General features: G+C 58.5%; 16 protein-coding genes. 2 read left to right on the top strand and 14 right to left on the bottom strand.

Annotated features, from left to right (window positions below; all coding sequences use genetic code 11):
- Window positions 1-20: 20 nt before the first annotated feature.
- The 5 genes from AC5P9N_RS05270 to AC5P9N_RS05290 form a co-directional block, all read right to left on the bottom strand.
- Window positions 21-278 (bottom strand): hypothetical protein, encoded by a 258-nt coding sequence (locus AC5P9N_RS05270; RefSeq protein ID WP_208180475.1) that lies wholly within the window; start codon window positions 276-278, stop codon window positions 21-23.
- The gene (locus AC5P9N_RS05275; protein WP_279591994.1) at window positions 275-403 is read right to left on the bottom strand and encodes a hypothetical protein; all 129 of its coding nucleotides are present in this window, start codon (window positions 401-403) and stop codon (window positions 275-277) included. Before AC5P9N_RS05275 ends, AC5P9N_RS05270 begins: the two co-directional genes overlap by 4 nt.
- 310 nt (window positions 404-713) lie before the next feature.
- Complete coding sequence (locus AC5P9N_RS05280) at window positions 714-1460, bottom strand: abortive infection family protein (protein WP_208180441.1); 747 nt, start codon at window positions 1458-1460, stop codon at window positions 714-716.
- 488 nt (window positions 1461-1948) lie between these two features.
- The gene (locus AC5P9N_RS05285; RefSeq protein ID WP_208180442.1) at window positions 1949-3436 is read right to left on the bottom strand and encodes a hypothetical protein; all 1488 of its coding nucleotides are present in this window, start codon (window positions 3434-3436) and stop codon (window positions 1949-1951) included.
- Entirely contained in the window at window positions 3433-3720 is a 288-nt protein-coding gene (locus AC5P9N_RS05290) for a hypothetical protein (protein ID WP_369479369.1), read from the bottom strand. The genes AC5P9N_RS05285 and AC5P9N_RS05290 overlap by 4 nt, the downstream gene beginning before the upstream one ends.
- A 1538-nt stretch (window positions 3721-5258) precedes the next feature.
- On the opposite strand from AC5P9N_RS05290, the gene AC5P9N_RS05295 reads away from it, so the two are divergent.
- The gene (locus AC5P9N_RS05295; protein ID WP_487247776.1) at window positions 5259-6029 is read left to right on the top strand and encodes a hypothetical protein; all 771 of its coding nucleotides are present in this window, start codon (window positions 5259-5261) and stop codon (window positions 6027-6029) included.
- Between the two features lie 231 nt (window positions 6030-6260).
- Here the strand turns inward: AC5P9N_RS05295 and AC5P9N_RS05300 are convergent, their stop codons facing one another.
- The 7 genes from AC5P9N_RS05300 to AC5P9N_RS05330 form a co-directional block, all read right to left on the bottom strand.
- Window positions 6261-6773, bottom strand: a complete 513-nt coding sequence (locus tag AC5P9N_RS05300) for a hypothetical protein (RefSeq protein ID WP_208180445.1) — start codon at window positions 6771-6773, stop codon at window positions 6261-6263.
- Window positions 6774-6869: 96 nt separating this feature from the next.
- Window positions 6870-7409 carry an SH3 domain-containing protein gene (locus AC5P9N_RS05305; RefSeq protein ID WP_369479370.1) on the bottom strand — a complete coding sequence of 180 codons (540 nt, stop codon included), beginning with the start codon at window positions 7407-7409 and terminating at the stop codon, window positions 6870-6872.
- Between the two features lie 149 nt (window positions 7410-7558).
- The gene (locus AC5P9N_RS05310) at window positions 7559-8887 is read right to left on the bottom strand and encodes a Fic family protein (RefSeq protein WP_208180447.1); all 1329 of its coding nucleotides are present in this window, start codon (window positions 8885-8887) and stop codon (window positions 7559-7561) included.
- Window positions 8888-9680: 793 nt separating this feature from the next.
- The gene (locus AC5P9N_RS05315) at window positions 9681-10562 is read right to left on the bottom strand and encodes an AbiTii domain-containing protein (protein ID WP_208180448.1); all 882 of its coding nucleotides are present in this window, start codon (window positions 10560-10562) and stop codon (window positions 9681-9683) included.
- Window positions 10563-10668: 106 nt separating this feature from the next.
- Window positions 10669-12312 carry a protein kinase family protein gene (locus AC5P9N_RS05320; RefSeq protein WP_243897955.1) on the bottom strand — a complete coding sequence of 548 codons (1644 nt, stop codon included), beginning with the start codon at window positions 12310-12312 and terminating at the stop codon, window positions 10669-10671.
- Between the two features lie 13 nt (window positions 12313-12325).
- Entirely contained in the window at window positions 12326-13048 is a 723-nt protein-coding gene (locus AC5P9N_RS05325) for a hypothetical protein (protein ID WP_208180449.1), read from the bottom strand.
- Window positions 13049-13050: 2 nt separating this feature from the next.
- Window positions 13051-13884: a vWA domain-containing protein gene (locus tag AC5P9N_RS05330; RefSeq protein ID WP_208180450.1), complete on the bottom strand. Its 834-nt coding sequence runs from the start codon at window positions 13882-13884 to the stop codon at window positions 13051-13053.
- A gap of 384 nt (window positions 13885-14268) precedes the next feature.
- On the opposite strand from AC5P9N_RS05330, the gene AC5P9N_RS05335 reads away from it, so the two are divergent.
- The gene (locus AC5P9N_RS05335; protein ID WP_208180451.1) at window positions 14269-14658 is read left to right on the top strand and encodes a GNAT family N-acetyltransferase; all 390 of its coding nucleotides are present in this window, start codon (window positions 14269-14271) and stop codon (window positions 14656-14658) included.
- Window positions 14659-14818: 160 nt separating this feature from the next.
- On the opposite strand, the gene AC5P9N_RS05340 is transcribed toward AC5P9N_RS05335, so the two are convergent.
- Together AC5P9N_RS05340 and AC5P9N_RS05345 are read right to left on the bottom strand one after the other, a co-directional pair.
- A complete protein-coding gene (locus tag AC5P9N_RS05340) occupies window positions 14819-15349 on the bottom strand; it encodes an H-NS family nucleoid-associated regulatory protein (protein WP_208180452.1) in 531 nt (176 codons plus the stop codon).
- A gap of 2108 nt (window positions 15350-17457) precedes the next feature.
- Window positions 17458-17805, bottom strand: a complete 348-nt coding sequence (locus AC5P9N_RS05345; protein WP_208180453.1) for a hypothetical protein — start codon at window positions 17803-17805, stop codon at window positions 17458-17460.
- Window positions 17806-18026 lie beyond the last annotated feature (221 nt).

The following is an 18026-nucleotide window of genomic DNA, read 5'->3' on the forward strand; positions in this document are numbered from 1 at the left end:
CCTCTCTCGACCGGCCCCACTCAGATCGGCCCCAGATCCTTCACGACCGCTTGGCCGTGCTGCAGAAATCCGATCAGCATGTGACCACCCGCTACCGTGCGGCCCATTTTCCCATTGAGGTAGGCTGCCTGAGGCCGGCCGGCAGCCATCAGTTCTGCCTTCGCCATGCTTCCCGGCACTCCGTGCAACGGCTCGCCGGGAGATGCCAGTTGTCCACTGATCGGTTGCACCACAGTAGGGCGCTGACTGTCGCTCTTGGCATAGGCGGTAGCCATCATGCGGCTATTTTTGCCCCCCCCAAGATGAGTTCTGTACCAAGATGCTCGATCGGCAAGCCCGCCTCGGCCGCTGCCCTCTCGTAATTTGGCCAGAGTTGATCAATGACCAGGCCCAGCTCAGCCATGAGCTGCTCCATAGTGAAGTCAGCTCGAAAACTGGCCTGCAAGAGCGAGCTCGTAGATCCGAAGGAAGAACTGCGTGGATCCACGCGCGGTGAGCACCAGGTTGTGCTGGGGGATCAGCAGCAGCTTCGCACCTCTATTCAAACAGCTGTCCATCAAGGTCCGCTAAGACCCGGACCGACTTGGACTTTTTTGCTGCGCATCGAGATATGCGAGAAGGGAATATTAGCAGCACGCTGCTGGTTTGATCCGGCACCAGTGGCTATGCCGCAATGCGCAGTGGCATTTCGACGTGAAATGCGCGATCCCAGCCTATTTGATGGAATCCTGGCAGCGGGCCTCCCAAGTAGCGAGAAGGAAGGTAGCCAGCGCTCCCGATAGGTTCACGGCAAGCTCTGCGTGACGCGGCGCTGGTCTGGAACCTATCTTGCCTTTCCCGTGCGCATCGCTAAGGCGATTACGAAGCGCCCCCAGCCCCTCGACAACCGATGTGCAACCTCCAAGCACCTGCTTGAAAACCGGCTCAGTGTGTTGGGATGGGGCCAGGTTTAGCACTTCGGCAGTGGCCCTATACAACTTCGGAAGATCTGCGCCATCGTCGTAATCAGTGCCAGACTTATCTAGGATGTGTTTGCATACCGACTCGATCAATGTCCGAGCAGATGTAATTGCACCTTCTGGATCGGTCGCGCGGCGTTCCAACGCTTTTGTCCATGCCGATTGAACATGCAAAGCGTCCACGGCACTCAGCCTGTCTGCAAAGATGTGGTCGGCCGGTGAGATGGAAGCGCGCTCAAGCGTCTCCAGAATAGGACGGAACGTGTCCCATATGAGCTGCCTGCGTTCCGCGTAGGTTGGAAGCTCGAACTTGATGAACTGCCAGAACTGATCGAGGTTGCGACAGGTCCGCACAAAGCGCGGGGTCAGTGCCTCCACCAACGCATTATTCATCAACGAGTTGCGTAGGCTTGCATACTCTTGATTGCTCTCGCTGCCTCCGGTGGCATGCGAGATCAAAAGGTTCTGTAACGCTTCGGCCTGGTCAAACGATTCGTTCATGCTACTCACCGGTATTTACATCGGACAAACACAGCCACCTGTGCCAATTTCGCGCCTTGGCGCTCGCTGCGAACACATCTAGAGAGGCAGATACTGAGGCCACCACGACACATTGACAAGTTGGAATAACGAAGTGGCTAGATGGAAACCTAGCCATCGCTAGGCGCTTGCTCAGTCCTGTTTCCGCTTTCGGCCAGAAGCGGACATTGGCCTGCTAGTTCTCGGATGGCGGTTTAGCCGCCCCGTCAGGCTCTCGGAGCCCGGCTCGGATTTCCTTCGCGACCCGCTTGGCCGATTCTGGCCAACCAAGCTCCATGGCCCCCACGCAGCCCCAGCAATCTCCGCCGCAGTCGGCAGAGAGCAGATCGGCAGAGACGTCAAGCTTTCGACCGCAAATGTTGCACCGGTTGCTGATCATCGACGTGTTCCTCATCAGAGAACCGAGCTGCTAGGGAGACTGACGTCAGCTTCCGGCCAAAAGCGGTCTTTCAACAACTTGGTGGCAGGTACAGAGGCAGGGGCACGGCGGCTAGCTCTTGCCGATTTACCGTGTCCTTGGTGGTAAGCCCGAGCCACTGTGCCGGAAGAGCGCTACGATCCGGCCCGAATCGCACGATCACGATCTCGGCATGCAATGTCATGCCATTCGAAAAAGTCAGCGTCTGCATGGCACTGCTATTCTTCGCGGAAGTGAGCGTCACGTTCCGGGTTACCTCCAGAAAAGGGGATACGCCCGCACCGGCTTCCTTCTTCGTGCATTGCTCGAGCAGGTGCACCAGGAAGCGGTTGAGCGCATAAGCCTTGGAAAAGCACGCATCCTTGATGCAGAGGTGCACGCTGCTCACGTCCTCGCGCAAGCTGGAAAGCACAGCCAGCTTGACGTACTGATCTCCCGCGAGCGATGTGGCCAGTTTTTGATAGGCGGCGTCGAGGATGGGTAGCTCCTGGTTACGGAAAGGATCCGTCGCCGTCCAGATGGCGTTGAGCCCATGCTGCGCCTCCATGGCTTGGATATCAGCCAGCGCCTCGGGCAATACCTTGTTCGTGTCCTTGGCCAAGAGCCGATCCCAAGTGGCGAGAGGATGGTCGTCAATCGTCGCCGCTCGAAGCGCATCTTGCAGGCCACCATCGCCACCGCCGATCACTACCACTCGCGGCGGTGAGGACAGGCCACAATAACGTTTGCGAATGTCGTCATTCGCCCAGAAGGCGTTTCCCTGCAGCAAGACGCTACCGCTGCTGTCAGTGACGATGTTGTTCTCCTCCCCCATGCCCGCAGCCAGTAGCACGAAACGTGGTATCAGCGGGGTGTATGGCTTCTGGCTTCCACCCCAAGGAGTGCCGCCATAAATGGTGACCGCACGCGTTCGCTTGCGTGGATGTCGCTTTTCCGCGATATACCGTTCGGCATGGAGCCAACGCTTGACGTCTCGATTGGTTGCGAGGCTGTTGATCCCTACCTGTAGCCTAAGTCGGCCGCCCGAATTGGCGATGGCCTGCTTGAGGATCGGCTCCCAATCCTTGACGAGATCATCTGGCTTGGCCGGAAAGCTGGTGCTGAATGGCAACGCCGTCGGTTTTCCAGCAGCCCAAGGAAACAGCGCCTCATTCACTGGCGGAGGCATTTCTTGGCAGCCATGTACCGCCAGTGGCCATTCGTACATGTACGGACCCACGTATCGCGTGGCGACACCGCGCTGCAACCGGAAAGGCGCATCTACCGAAGCGTCGACGATTTGGACCTCCACACGGTGGCGCGCAAGCACCATGCCCGCCACGACGCCAGCAACCCCGGCACCGACGATCAGCGCCTGTTGGCCGGGCTGCAATTGGTTGCCCGCCACAAGTGATTCCGCAAGCGCCACGGCGCGATGGATCTGATCGCGCATGCTGACGTGATGCAAATTGCTCGACAGGTCAAAGAGGTTCGGTCCGACCTTGTAGGCCAACAGCGGTAGCGCTGAGACACTGATCATCCGTGAGCTCCTTCTTCCGGAAGTCCGGCGCTGAATGCAGCGTCAAGTAAGGTATCCTGCGCGTCATCGGATAGGCAGAACAGTACGCCGTGCCCAAGAATCTCGGACAATCCCGCCCCGCCGCCGTCACCGGACTGCGGTCCGGTGGGTCCTCCAGGTGTACCACCTTCATCACCACCACCGTCAAAGCTTGGCGAAAGAAAATCGTTGTCAGGCAAGATGCGACCGTCGCTCCCAATTGACAGCACGCCGATTTCCGCGAGGCCGGCGAGCACTTCTTCCATTTGCTCAAGTCTCTCTGGGCCTGCTAAGTTCTTCCCTTCCTTCGACCGCATGTTCTCGCGCTCCACCGCGAGCAGTCGGAGTAGGTCGCGAGCCGTTCGGGCCTGTCCGTTCCTGAGGAATTTCAGGACGTGGTAGACGTAGCTGTGTCGAAGAGCCAATGCGTTCCCCTGGGTCGTAGGATGCCCCCCCTGACGGGGGCCGTAAATCAAATACTAGTCGGAAAGCCGCCATAGCGCTTTCAATGGCCGATGCATGCTTCGTCCCGCCCAATTCTAATTTGGCACCTATGAGCTAGCCATGATCCGTGGGGGGTGCATGGCAAATATGCAAGCGGGGTAACATAAGCGAAGCCCATCGAGCGTGTCTCATCTCGAATGGCTGTTACGGGTCGGGAGCTGCCATGCCCTACCCCCGATAAACAATCCTAATCCCCCGCCCCGCCAATGTCTGCTACCGGCCGGGAGCGGGCATTCACCCTATCCGCGATACATTTTCCTGGTCCATGGGAGGTCTTGTCCCAGGTCGGCTCAGTCTTTTTAGGATCAGATGCTGAATTTTGAGTTCTGCCTCGACGCACTCGGATCCTGCGAATCAATGCCCGTCGATCCTTAAATACAGCTTAATTCTTCTGCGGCAGTCAAAGAGCGACCGAGCTCACGTCAGCTTCCGTCCCACTCTCCCGTCACGGTGCCAGCCTGCAGCAGCGCACATGCGATGAGAACCGTCTGATCGATTTTGTTCTCCACTGCATGAAGTCGTCTGCCTGGTGACGCATGTTGCCCCAGTCCGTAAGACCAGCTCGGAGGTGGCTGTCACCAATGGCTGCGGGTGGCAACTATTCGTCTGTTCTCGGGCGACGAGTCAAACACCAGTTCGGTCCCGCGGTCATCGTTGGGCAATCTCGCCTTCTGTTGGTTCGGTCATATGGGCAGTGCACTACCAACGCTGGACAAGACCTCCGCGCATGTCAGGCCCTGCAAACCCTCACTTGGCAGGCGAGTACAGTGACGTACTGCGCATCAGCAGAGACGATATCGGGACTCCAGGCCGTGATAGGACGACGGCGCATAGAACTTGGGAGAGCTATCCCTTAGCCAGTCAGACCGAAGGGCGAACTCTTCAGCGCTACTTCGACCTATTTCCGGTGAATTGGGGAGGTCCGGGAGGAAGAACCCTATATCACCCATTTGGAGACGCCTGCTAGCTGATAAGCGGCGGCGATTATTTTGGTGTACTACTTCCGAGCAGGGCGCCTCGAACGCAATGCCCGACTCCATCAGGGATCCACCCATTTCCCACGCAACTGCTACTCTGAATGTGTTCAATCACTGGCTATAAGCAGGCTATGGCAACATCGATTCTGACGTCCCCGAATACCATCTGTGGCGCCATCAAGCGAGCAATTGCCCTGTCACCAGCTCGCATCGCCGTTCCCTTCTGGGGCTGGGGGGCGCTTAAGGCACTTGGGCTGGAGAGAAGCCAAACGGCTGGAGTGCGAATCCTCTGCAACCTGTCTGTAGGCGGCTGCAATCCTGACGTGATCCGTGATCTGATCAAACGTGGCTTTCAGGTGCGTGCACTTGCGTCCCTGCATGCCAAGGTCTACCTGGGTCCCACCTCGGCCGTACTTGGCTCGGCCAACGCGTCAGCCGATGGACTGGGTCTCAACAAGGACGGATCTGGCTGGAACGAGGCCTGTACGTTGATCGACGGCCCTGATGAGATCAGTCAGCTGACTGCCTGGTTTGACTCGCTCTGGAAGATAGCAGCAGACCTCTCTATCCCAGAGATTGCTCAGATCCTGCTCGAGCAAGCTGACCGGGCACCGCCTACGCTTCGTGTGGACCCACTCGACCTGCTCAGCGCGGTGAAGGAGAACCCCAAAGCATTCGCGATGAAGAGCCTGTTCATCAGTCTCGACTATGAACCCTACAGCAGAAAGGTTGAAAGGAAGGTAGCGCAGCTCCAAGAAGAACTAGGGAGCGGCATCGATGCCTGGGAGAACTGGACGAAGATGCCCCCGGCCGCAGAGATACTCTCGTTCTACTATGACCTTCCCTCAGACAAGATCTCTTTCGAAGGGATCTATCAGAGCCCGAAGGATCCGGCGGGATCGATGGACCCCAAGACGAACGGCATCTTCGTAACTCAGGCTAGACGGGCCCTCGGGACATACGGAATTGGTGACGAAAGGGCTTGGTGCAGGGCCGTCAAGCGTTGGCAGAGAGCCGTTTTCGTCAATGGGAAAGCAAAGGACGATGACCTCCTTCTGTCTCTCTCTGAGTTCACCACGAAGTATCTGCCATGAAGAAGAAGCGATAGTGGGCATCCAGTGCCTTCCACGCAGTAGTGGCCAGCATCAACGCACGGGAACTCCAGCCAGTCGCCTCATCCGCCTGGTGCCAACGCAGTGCGCATCAACTACCTCCCACGAAAGATGGATGCAGGGAAGCCTTACACGAGCAGCCCTGTGGGCCGTTATAGCGAAGAATGACGAGATGTCTAGCTTGTGAACCACACTCTTGATCAAGTGACTGAGCTAACTCACCCTCCCAACTCTTATCAGCTCATCGAAGGCATGCTCCAGTGCAGCATCCGCGGCAACAACCTTCTCACCGACTGTGCGAATGTGAGCATAGACATCTTCCTCTGTTGCCGAAGCAGCTAACTCGGAGGTCATCTTAACGATGGACCGCAGCTCGTTTACCGCCGAGAGCGCTACGGCCAGAGTCCGGGTGGTTGAGGTATCAAAGATGTCTGCTTTGTCGTAGAACTGAGGTGGCAGATCAACGTTCAAAGACTTAACCTGATCCCAGAAATCGACGCGCGCATCGCGAGAGCTCGCCAAATCCTGAAGCTGTTCGGCACCATTCTCGGCAAGCCGGAAACGTATCTTTACAACATCGAGGCGCGCGTTTCCTATTGGAGACGTCATAATCTGCGCCAATAGTCTTCTGGTAGCGGACCTCTCACGTGATCGCTGGAATTTATCGGCAACCCAGATGAAAAGAGCTATTCCTGCAGCGATCGCTGTCCAGTCAATCTCCACCAATCTACTCTCCCTGTGCGTGCAAACGGCCGTTCGCCCCCGGGTGCCACCTGTGATCGGCGGGCACCCTGCCTTTTTCAGCGGCAGCAGCTGACTTCATCAAACGCCGTATCGCTTGTTCCCACCAGATGTGATGCAGTAGCGTCCACCGCGCGGGCCAATACACACTCGAGACCCCGAACATGGGCACCCTCCATCCAGATAGTTGCTGCGAGCTCGACGAGAGCTTTCAGGTGATCGCGAAGAGGGCTTGCTAGCAGACCTGTAGCACCCGCTTCCGCTGCAAAGAAGGTTGGAGCTGACCCATCTGGCGGAAGAACCCTCGGGCGACACCCGTGCCCAGCTCCCTTGACGTTCGTACACCACAACGGAGTCGCCACCGGCCAGCTTTCCGACGACCTTGCCGTTGGGCGAGGAACGCTGGTTGAGAGCGGTCGCTGAGACAAACTGTGCCTCTGCATTCTCTACGGGACGGGGTTCCGGCTCAATTGGCGTGGGGAGCAGCTCCCTATCTGACGACAAGGACTGAGGGCCTTGCCGCCCGCCTCCGTTGCACATGGCAATGACCACTACCAGGAGTCCGACGATGACCATTCCAGCTGTCCCAGACGATCTTCCTGCCACGTCGCTCATCTCCATGTGCCTGTGCGTCCCATTCCCTGGACTCTATCAGATGGTCGAATCAGCGCAGCTTAGATCCCAACGAGCTTTGCTATCGCAGCTGCGGGCGCACTTCTGATCAAGATCCAAGGCTGTGATGGGGTCCGCCAGCTGCCGAGCACGGACCATCAGAGGGCCAACTTCTTTCCAAGACCCGGAACAACCAGGAACTCGTTGGCCTTCCCGATCCTCTGCTTGAGCAAGAGGCCCGCGCCGACCAAGACGTTGAGGTCGTTCAATGCTGTTGGATAGGTGATCGTATGCGCAGCCTGATGGCTCGCAACTGTGTACACGCGATCGGGGTCTTTGAGCGCATTGACCAACAACGCCCGTTGGCGATGGTTAAGGACCACCTCTCCCACTTTCGCGCTACGCAGTACGCGCCGTGCCGCTCTGTCTTCCTGATTTTTCTTGGCAATGTAGGCGTGAAGCGCCTGGATGGATTCTTCCAGTGCTTCAAGCTGCTGAGCGACAAAGTAACTGACATCCTGCCCATCACTCTCGGTGTAGAGATAGGCGCGCATGTACTTGGCCGGAGACTTCTTCAGGACACTGGAGATGGACAGGTACTCTGTCAGCCAGTACCCAGCATTCATCATCGCCCAGTAGAAGAGTGCTCTGGCGGTTCTTCCATTGCCATCAACGAACGGATGGTCATACCCGATCTGGAAGTGCAGCACGATCGCTCGAACAACCGGGTGGATGAAAGGTTCGCCGGCTCCGTCATTCACGAAGGCGCACAGCTTGGCCAGACGGTCTGGGACTTGGGATGCGGGGGGCGGTATGTGGAGCAACGTCGGGGGACTTCCTCGATCGTAGATCACTACATTGTCTTCTGCAGTCCGGAATCGGCCACAGTCAGAGGCGGCCTCCAAGGTGCCGTCGGTCAGAATGCTGTGGAGCTCCAACACCTCCTCAGGAGTGATTGGCCTGACACCACGTTCCCGAATCATGTTCATGGCTACGTAGTTGTTGTAGATCATCCGCTCGGACTGATCCCGCGGAGGCCGCCCCGTGGAGAGCATCTCCTTCGCAACCGCTCTAGTTGTCGCTGCTCCCTCCAGCTGAGACGATGTCATCGCCTCCTCAATGAGCGAACGAATCAGGAAGCGGCCCTGGCTGCCAGAGGCGTCCATTCCCTTGATCGCGCCGGCCGCCTCCCGATCAATGAAGTGAAGGCGACGCTGCATTGAGTCAGTCAAGGAAAGCACGAAGTGCTTCTGCGCACTGTCGACCAATGGCAGTCGCTTGGCCATGCCTGACCTGCGAAACCTGATGGCCAGCCACCACTCCTCAGGCGTCAGACCGGCCGGCGGAGTCCGGTGCCTGAGCTTGTCCCAGTGCTCATACACCCCATTGACCTCTGGACCCAGATTGGCCGAAAGGATCTTGGATAGCTGATCGTGATGATTCATCAGCATTTCGCTCACCTGAGGAGCTGGGACGGGCAGCTTCATGTCAATTTTCTATAAAAAACATATCGCTTTTTATAGCAAACTCAGACCACGGACGCCAGCGCTGTCGAGAGAAGACCTGAACGAATCAATCTTTATTTTTCAATAACTTACATTGCATCAGTCCCGGATCCTCGCTTCTGACCCGTTCTCAACCAGCCCTGCAAGACACCCGCAGCCCTCCTTTCCGACCAACTACCGGGTCCGAGCTGAACGGATCGAGAGAGGTCCAAAGGCATGGACCCAACCAGCTCGGCTCACTCTGACCACCGCCCCGTCACCGGCCAACCTCCGCGCCGCCCGGAGGGTCGCGCTACCCAGTACCCGCAGCACCCGATCCGCCGGCCTCCCCATCTATGCCCCCGACAGATGACCCGACTGCCGGAACAGAGCTGCCGTCCCGGATAAGTCAGCTCCTGCTGCCCGTACCAACCTCTCCTCAAACGGAAGAAGTGCGGACTCGATATGGGCAGAGATCAAGCGAACTGCCATCAAGTTGATCTGCAGGAAGCCCCTGTCTCTCAGGAGCTTGCCGGCGCGCCTCACCGTGGGCAGCGACCTACACGACCACAGTACAGACCTTCCAGTTCCGGAGCTTGTCCACGAGCGCTTCTTGGTCAACCCGAAGCCAGGGCGTGTGACTCGCATCGAGAGTTCTCTAGCCACCCAGGTCCCAATCCTCGATTGGCGATAGCCGAACCGTCGTTCGAGTGGTGGCAATTGGTTGATACCCCTGACAATCGCGGTGGGGCGCTCATTGGAACGTCGCGCGTGCCGCCAGATGACCTGAGCAACTTCATCCCATCCCGATCGCGGCCATCAAAGCGATGAGCTTTGGTACATAGGCTGTCAATGCTCCGCCAGCGGCACCCTCAAGCACAGTCCGCAACGACCTGAGTGATTCCTCGACGATTCCGCGCTTTGGCTCTGCTGACTGGAGTTGCACCAACACGGTGTCAACGTCAACCAGAACCTGCCCTGCTCCGCCCTTCGACTCAGCCGCCCTTCTGATTTCCTTCAGAAGGGCTGAGAGCTCCTCACGGCTTTCCGCGATCTGGTACGACTGCTGGCCAGAAGAAAGCTGCTGAAGCTGGGAGTTGTGCATCGACCCAATGTTGTTGGTGATAGTGGTCACGTGCTGCGCAGCCTTCACGTCTGTTGGACTGAAGCTCATGCCGTCACCAACGACGCCCGCACCTTCCAGATCGAGAGCCCACTGCAGAACGCGGTTGCGTACCGTGTCCAGCACTCCATGGAAGACGCTGGGGGAAATGGCCAATGAAGGCTGCATCTTCACTTCCATATGCTTCAAGAAGTGAGCTGTGACCGGCGCGGGAAAGGTGAAGCGGAGCAGCCCCTCGTTCTGCTGAAGGAGCGACTCAACCTCAGCCACGCTAAATCCCATCGGAAGCCTGCAGAACTCCAGCTCCATCTCCGGCGGCATCTGAAGGGGCATGTAGCCGTGCCGAGGGTTATGAACTTGAGGGATACCGCGCAGTTCCCTGTACTTTGGCAATTCGACATCACCCCCATAGCCCGATAGCTCTGACTTGATCCACGCAGTATCAACGGTGATCTTGAGCTTGGTTGAAACAACCAGCGCCTTACGCAATAAGTCGCTCACACCCACCGCTGGGTCGAGCGCATCTCGCTGAATCTCCTGAACCAAACTGGACATGACCATCCCCTGTAGATTGATAGAACATGCGCCGCGAAGCCAACCATACAAGTGATGGGCTACGCATCGGCAGATTGAGTTGCTCCGAACGTACGAGCTGTTCGCCCTATCCAGCGCATGCCCGTAGCGCCAGCAGGAAGAATCCGCCGATAAGCAGCACCGGCCAACACCCCTTGTTGGATGACGTGGATCCCAGCTGTGGCGTACTCGGAGTGGCCGGTCGATGGGATGGTGCGGGAGCCTGATTCGTCGTCTGTCGCTGCATCGTGCCCAGAATGGACTGATTGCGACTCTGTGGAGGCGCGGGTGGAATCGATGCAGCTACCGGGGCCACCGGCCTTGTCGCTCCCCCTCCCATGCCTTTCAAGATGTCCGCATTGCGACTGGTCGCGGTCGGCGCAGCAACGCCCGCCGCCTTTCCCGCGACCTGCAGGCGGAACTTTGCATCCTTCTCCGCCAGCGACTGAATCTGTCCAGGTGAGCTGATGGTGATCGACAGGTGCGTGTAGCCTCCAGAGCGGGACCTCTTGCTGAAGGGCGGATCGATCAGGCCCGAGACCGATAGCCAGCGTCCAACCCATGACTTGTCGGGCAGGTTGGGCTTGATGGCATCGATGCCCTCCGACCAGATGGATAGCTTGACCGCCAGACCCCGCCAATCGGCGAAGTTTACGAAGATGTAAGGCTTACCACTACTGGTCTTTTGATGCGTCACACCATAAACGCGTCCTACAAGTTCTACGCGACTTCCCACCATCTGGAGAACCTGGCCGTAATCGGCGGCGTCGGCGACCACGTAAGGGCCTTGGTACACCAGTACTTGGGCAGCAGCTCGAATAGCGATGGGGCCCGCAGGAACTCCCTTGCCCTGCAGGAATTCAACGAGGGATGGGACAGCCGAGAAGGCTCCCGCAGCAACTTTAGCCAGATTCTCCACATGAGCCTTGACGCCGGGCAAGGCAACCGCGTCCTGAAATGCGGTCGACTGCGCGGGGTCGAGGAAGTCATTTCGCCGGAATACAACGGCGCTCGGCTCGGAGCGCGAGGATGCCCACATCCTGGGAGCGGCAATCAGGACCTGTAGGGCGACATCCAGCGTCAGGAACGAGAAGCGATCAAGCGTGGGACCAAAGTCATTCGCGGACCGCTGGGGATGCTGAAAGTTGAGCTGCCCCAACTCGGTCGCCCTCGACCCTTTGAGCGACTCAACATAGAGACCATCGTAGTCAATCAACTGGACTTGGGCGCCATCGGCGCTGACCATCAGATTCTCGGGCTGGATGTCTCCGTGGGCGAGGTTGTTCTGCTCCAGGTAACTGGCCAAGGACGTCAGGGCCGTGCGGAGATTCTGAAGAGCCCCCTTGTTGGCGTGCTCGGCTTCAAGGAACTCAGCCAATGTGCTGCCGCTGGCCCAGGCCATCTTGACGGTGGGGTACGTGCTGCCCTGAATCCGGATCCCGGCAGGGTTGAATTCAAATGGCAGGAAGTACGGGCTCTTGAGCTGATCCAGCCGTGTCGAAATTGCCTGGTAGCGCCGCTCCAGCTCCCGGGACTCCTTGTGGAAACAGCGCAATGCGAACTTCTTCGGCCCAACCGTTACCGCGTAGGTCAAGGCAAAGCCGCCGCATAGCGCCAGAGGCAATCCCAGCCCGGTAGTTCTCAGGGTGCCGCGCTTAAGCTCCGCGTCCAGCAGCGCCAGTTGTGGTGACTGCAGCGCCTCGTTGTACTGCTCCAAAGATGGGTAGGCCATCGTCCGGTACGCCTCAAGACTGGGTTGCAGACGCAATGATCAGCGTGGAGTCGTCTCGACGCATGCGCCCCGCAGCTCGCTCATTCTCAACCAGCTCGGTGAGCTCTTGAACGTCGCGTATGCCACACAGCAGCTCCAGTGCCGAGCCATCTCCCCGCTCCTGGTGGGCGAGAAGCCAGGCACCAAGCGCATCGGTCATGCAGAGCAGGAACCGATGTCCTTGGGGTTCATACGTCCACTCTCGGACGCTCCAGAGACGATCACCCGGCTCATTCAACTCCAAACGGGTGGCCAGCAATGAAGGCTTCTCCTGGAACTGATCCGAGCACTCATACGGGGCTGAGGTCACCCACTGGTCACCGTCGACCCACACGGCCAAGCTGTCACCCACCGAGGTGATTTGAACGGCATTGGCATCGGGCAGATCCTGCGCAACCAGCAGCGTGGCGAAGCTCCCTCGCTCATAGGCCGCAGCCTTTGACCAGGAAAGAGTCTCCGGATCATGCATTGCCTCGTACGAGCGCGCGCACATGGCGACCGCATCCATAGACAGATCTTCATCCAGGATCCGCTCAACGAGCAGACGCGCCCAGTTACGGGCGTCGAAAGACTCCGACGCACCGTCAGACAGCACCACCCGCCCCCTCTCAAGGGCCAGGCGGTGGGCGTCCTCATTGTCATCCGGTGACTCAACGTGCTTGGCCACCGTTCCTTCGAAGAGAACGGTCAAAGCCATGGTCAGCGCAGCTGCGCAGCCCTCGTACCAATATCGAAGAAGTCCACGATCTCGGCGATCTCACCGTTGAATACGAAGCCCTTGGACTCCATCGTTGCCTTGATGCCCTTTTCCTCTGCGACCTTCTGCAGGTGGGGAGGCAGCGCACTGGACATGCGGAACAGCAGCTTGGCATAAGCGTCGCTCAAGCCCGCATCAGAGCTCGGGAACTTGACCGGATCACTACCGCTGGTGCTCACGTGCAGGTTGAACAGCAGCACGTTGCCGTCGTTGGTGCTGATCTGCTGCAGCTGCTGGGCAAGGGATTCCGGATCGCCGTCGGTGGACTCGCCGTCGGTGACGTGAAGCACAGTAGGCGGGTAGCTGTCCGGATGCGCATCGCACCAGGCGACTAACTCTCCGGCCGCTGCGGTGATCGCATGGCACATCGGGGTTCCGCCTGATGCGTTGGCTTCAAACCATACGGGGAACTTGATTGACTGATCCACCAGACCGCCGGCTCCATCATCGACCCTCTTGGTTCGGCTCTCCACACGTAGAGGATTGGCCTCGATCTGAGAGATCGGATGGAGGACCGTCGATGCCAATCCGCCACTCAGGCCATTTCCCGCTGAAGACCCGGAGTAGCCGAGGACGCCGACCTCAAAGTAGTCGCGCGTGCCTTCCGACTTGGTGCATCGCGTAATCAAGGTGGCAAGGGTACGGTTGAGCACGTCTGCGACGAACTGCGCCTTGGACTTGCCGTTTTCCATCGTGTCCTGCATCGAGCCGGACTGATCGACGAGGAAAAGGAACGCGGTCGGACTGGTTCTGCTGATCTCAGCGGTGTAAGCCATGGATATCCCCTGCATGCCAAAAATGAGGGGATAGGCTGCCAAGCCTAAATTGGCGAGTCTGATTCCCCTGCGTCCATAATGCCGTGCAGCTGCAGAAACCTCCACCCTCCAAGCGGCATCGAAGGGGTAGGATTTTTCCGACAGCCCTCTCACCGGCTTGCGCAACGCTAGCCTCCAACCATCTCGGGATGACAAGCGGCTTCGCATTCGGACACGGAACTGTTTGGGCTGCAGGCACGTGCCGACACCGCATCTACAGGCGAACGGAGCGGCCCAACAGAATCGTCTCTGGACATGTACATGCTTGATTCGGATACTCGCCTGGGCGAGCAGAGATCAAATCAGCCTCGCCCCCTTTCCAATAATGCCGCTGGAGATGAGCACATGAGCGTGTCAATTGAGCCCCTAAAGGAAGAACATTTCGATACCGACACGCTGCGGCTCCTGCTGCGCGGCATTCCGTCCGAGTACATTCTGCCGCTTGAGCAAAATGGCGGAATGGCTCAGGCAGTTAACTTCAAGGGGACACTGGTTGGAGTTATAACCGTCATGCAGAACGGAGAGGCAATGATCGGCATCGACCCGTCCCATCATCGGCAGGGTATCGCATCTGCCGCCTTGATGCTCGCAAAGCCAGTTGCGATATCGCGATCGATCCGCTCCATCACTGCAAAGACACGTATCGGAAGCGCCAGCAATCGTTTGCTGACGAAATTTGGCGCGCGTGAGCTAAAAAGAAGCGATTCCGAAATCTGGTATCGGGTCGATCTTTAGCGTTAGCGGACAGGCGAGCTGATTGAATTCTACTTTGGGGCGTCTCACGCGAGACGCCCCACTGGCCAGTCACTTTCTTTATCGCAAGCGAAACAGCAAGTGATCCGCAAGCTCCAAATCCAGAGACATCACGATCAGGCAGATCATGAATTCCCGATACTCAGCTTGCTTTAGGCTTCCTGGAAGCCTTACGGACAACCTTTTTTGCTGCCTTCTTGACCGGTGCCTTCACAGCCTTCTTCTTGCCGACGCTGGCCCCGCCTGCAGACTTCTTCACAGGCCTAGTCGTCGCCTTCTTCCCGCCGGCAGCGGGGAATCCCTCGCCAGGATTAGCTGCGCTCCAATCCTTGCCCTCAGCCGATTTCAACCAAGCCGCAAACACCTTGGGCGTAAGGCCCCTGCCCGTCCAGGTCGCACCATTGGGCAGCCTGTACTTGGGCGCCACCTTGCCAAGCTTACGGGCCTTCGACGGCACCTTCGCAGCTTTGGCAGCACCGGAAGCCTCAACTTCGACACCCTGCCCGATCAGCTTTGCCACCTGTCGGCGCTGAGCAGGCGTGAGTACCTTTGCGTATTTCTGGAGCACGGCCAGAGCCTTGGGCACCTCGCCATCACGCTTCTCGACCAGCTTCTTCTGAGCTTCCAGCTGTCTGATTTCCGCGTCCAGCGATTTGAGGGTAGTCAGGGCCACAGGTTCACTCCAAATACAAGAGTGCCAAGGGTATAGCCCAGCGGCCTCGCGCGCCATCACAGCCGGACCGGGCAGTCCCAGCCGGTGCGACTCATCGAGCAAAGGTCTCGCGGATCTTTCGCGCAAGCAGGTGCTGTCCCCGCCACAAGACAGCTGGGACAGATGCCAGGTGCTTAGAAGTGGTAATTCAGCTTCAGCGTGACGCTGCTGTGGTTGGTGTTGAAATTGCGACGTCCTATAGCCGGGTAGTTCGGGTCCTGCAGAGTCACCGGGCTGGAGCCCAGGTTGGTAAGCGGTACTCCACACCACCGAAGAAGACCCGTTATTGACGCGATCAAGTCAACGGTATTCAGTGACGCAACGCGGTGCACCTGGAGGCGCTCTGACACAGTTTGTGCGTGACCGACATCGGATTCACCACGGCGCCGAGCCATGTCATTCATCACGTCCTGATAGATTGTATCCGGAACATCGGGGGGGGGCAATAGAACGCAGACCTGACTGAAAGCAACCTCCCCTGAGTCACGGGAACAACACCGGTGAAGAGACAGCAATCAGCAAAGTCGCTTCTTTCGAGGGTCTTACGATCCAGGTAGGTATGCATTTGCTCTCTCTCTCCTTGCAGGGCTTGGGATGGGTAGTGTGCCTATCCCCACGGGAACCGCTCTACGGCGTAACCAAAACAAGCAGGGGAAGACCGATGGGGCAGCAACCTGGATGGCCGGCTCCCCAAATACGAGGCAGCTCGCCTGCCGACTGTCCTGCGCGTACAGCGCTCGAAGAGCACGAAGACCTTGGCGCCATTGACGTCCTTTAGCTCTTGGCCCTTGGAGCCCTACGTTGGCGTCAACTAGAGCTCCAGCGCAAGACTCCGTCGCGTTGTCGCCGGAGTCTCTGTAGCGGACTTTAGTTCCAGCATCCAAGGCCACGCTGACAGCGGGACCCCGCCCTAGTCGCAGCTGCTCGCGCGGCTTGCGACCGCGGAGGATCGCGCGGGCATGATCTCACCGTTCGTGGCAGGGATGCTGATCGCCCTCCTGCTTGTAACGCATGGAAGACAAGACCCTCCGTGCGATCACCACCGGGGCCAGGGCGATGACCAGGCAGAGCACGTAGCCCGTATGCGGGGCCCTCCCTTCCCACAAACAGTGCCAACAGCGAGCCGGACAATTCCAGTGCGGCGGCCACCAACTGAGCTTCGCTCAGCTGCAGGGCTGAGCTCTTCGCCCTCTGCTCCCACTGAGGTGACAGCGCCAACGTCAACACCGGCAGGCTGGCGTAACCATTGCTGAATTGGGCCCGCCACGATCGTGAATCGAGATTGCGATGCACTCCGCTCTATCGAGCAAATCAGAGCGTTTCCACAGAGTAGAGTCAAAAGAAAATTGATATTGCGGGAGACGCCGCAGCCCATCCCATCGGATGAGCTGCAGCTTTGGTACCCCCTTCCTTGCCGAGTCTCGCAATGCAATGAAGACTCATGGCTAGGTTCCGGCGAGTATGGGGACGGTCGTCAGTCGAAAGATCTGCCGGCAAGAATGGCCCCCAAGCCACTCTCTCCCTCCAGACTTGTGCCCATCTTTGGCCATCTGCGGGCCAGCGTCCTGGCATGCAGGTCTAGCTGCGTCTATGAAGACGTCGTGCGCCACCAATCGGTTGATCCGGCGGAATTCTGTCGGTGTTTCACCAGCTGCTCAGCGTGCTCGCGTCAACTCGCCGGGGAGCGCCGTAACGTCGCACTATGCCCATCACCACTCGGGAGAGCCCTAGAAGGGCAGCTCTACCTCCAAGAAGTCTGGCCCCTCCAGCTTCTTAGCCATCCGCTCGAAGTAGCCAGCTTCTCGGATCAGCCGATCAGCCGCGCGCCGCCGCCGGGCACGGGCCTGCCAGTCACCACCAACCGCGGCCTCTAGCTCGTTGACATGCGCCCACAGCTCTGCTGCTCTAGCTCTTGCCCAGACCGCCTTCTGCTCGGCTACCGTTTTTTTTCATAGATCCTCTCGCGATTGATGTTGCCTGCACTCCCTAGAGCATGGAGAGCCACGCGCCTCGCAATGGGAGCGTGGGCATCTCGTCTGCCGAGGCACGCTGGATATGCCCCCTTCCCTTCAACCCTGGTTGTTGTCTGCAGCCCCAGCCTTCTCGGGAATGACACCGATCTGCTTCTCCTTGATCTGACCGGAGAGCATTGCACTGACGACCATGTAGACGACGGCAGTCGCCGCGCCAAGCCATGCGTCGATTGAGAGGTTCCACATCACCCAGGCGATGTGGAAGACCCAGAAGATGATCGGGGAGAGGATTCCGATCGCCTTCTGCAGCTTGATGCGGTTAACGACGATGTTGTTCTGGAAGTGAGGCAAGGGCAGACGGCCATTCTTCAGGCTTAGATAGGCCCGAATGGTCAGCGGGATGAGGAAGAAAGCCATAACCAGGTTGTAGATGACAGTTCCCATGTGGTGTTGCTCCTTTCTAGGTGTGGATTACTGAGAGAGGGGAGAAGAAGCACTCGGCCCAACGGCTACGGTTCCTAGCTCGCTCTCTCGAGCAGCCAGAGCCGACCCACCGCCATCCGGAGGGCGACGTCGTACATCAACAAGCAACCTGCTTGCGCTGACACTTACGTGTCACGTAGAGTCTACCCGGGACGTAGGGGACGCGTCATCCTGTTGGCATG

The sequence above is a fragment of the Stenotrophomonas sp. YJH_SMC_6 genome (genome assembly GCF_059371335.1).

What these genes read in the sequence shown, in the direction of transcription:
- AC5P9N_RS05270 (WP_208180475.1), bottom strand. Translation starts at nt 278, where the DNA reads ATGATGGCTACCGCCTATGCCAAGAGCGACAGTCAGCGCCCTACTGTG.
- AC5P9N_RS05275 (WP_279591994.1), bottom strand. Translation starts at nt 403, where the DNA reads ATGGCTGAGCTGGGCCTGGTCATTGATCAACTCTGGCCAAATTACGAG.
- AC5P9N_RS05280 (WP_208180441.1), bottom strand. Translation starts at nt 1,460, where the DNA reads ATGAACGAATCGTTTGACCAGGCCGAAGCGTTACAGAACCTTTTGATC.
- AC5P9N_RS05285 (WP_208180442.1), bottom strand. Translation starts at nt 3,436, where the DNA reads ATGATCAGTGTCTCAGCGCTACCGCTGTTGGCCTACAAGGTCGGACCG.
- AC5P9N_RS05290 (WP_369479369.1), bottom strand. Translation starts at nt 3,720, where the DNA reads ATGGAAGAAGTGCTCGCCGGCCTCGCGGAAATCGGCGTGCTGTCAATT.
- AC5P9N_RS05305 (WP_369479370.1), bottom strand. Translation starts at nt 7,409, where the DNA reads ATGGAGATGAGCGACGTGGCAGGAAGATCGTCTGGGACAGCTGGAATG.
- AC5P9N_RS05310 (WP_208180447.1), bottom strand. Translation starts at nt 8,887, where the DNA reads ATGAAGCTGCCCGTCCCAGCTCCTCAGGTGAGCGAAATGCTGATGAAT.
- AC5P9N_RS05315 (WP_208180448.1), bottom strand. Translation starts at nt 10,562, where the DNA reads ATGTCCAGTTTGGTTCAGGAGATTCAGCGAGATGCGCTCGACCCAGCG.
- AC5P9N_RS05320 (WP_243897955.1), bottom strand. Translation starts at nt 12,312, where the DNA reads ATGGCCTACCCATCTTTGGAGCAGTACAACGAGGCGCTGCAGTCACCA.
- AC5P9N_RS05325 (WP_208180449.1), bottom strand. Translation starts at nt 13,048, where the DNA reads ATGGCTTTGACCGTTCTCTTCGAAGGAACGGTGGCCAAGCACGTTGAG.
- AC5P9N_RS05330 (WP_208180450.1), bottom strand. Translation starts at nt 13,884, where the DNA reads ATGGCTTACACCGCTGAGATCAGCAGAACCAGTCCGACCGCGTTCCTT.
- AC5P9N_RS05335 (WP_208180451.1), top strand. Translation starts at nt 14,269, where the DNA reads ATGAGCGTGTCAATTGAGCCCCTAAAGGAAGAACATTTCGATACCGAC.
- AC5P9N_RS05345 (WP_208180453.1), bottom strand. Translation starts at nt 17,805, where the DNA reads ATGGGAACTGTCATCTACAACCTGGTTATGGCTTTCTTCCTCATCCCG.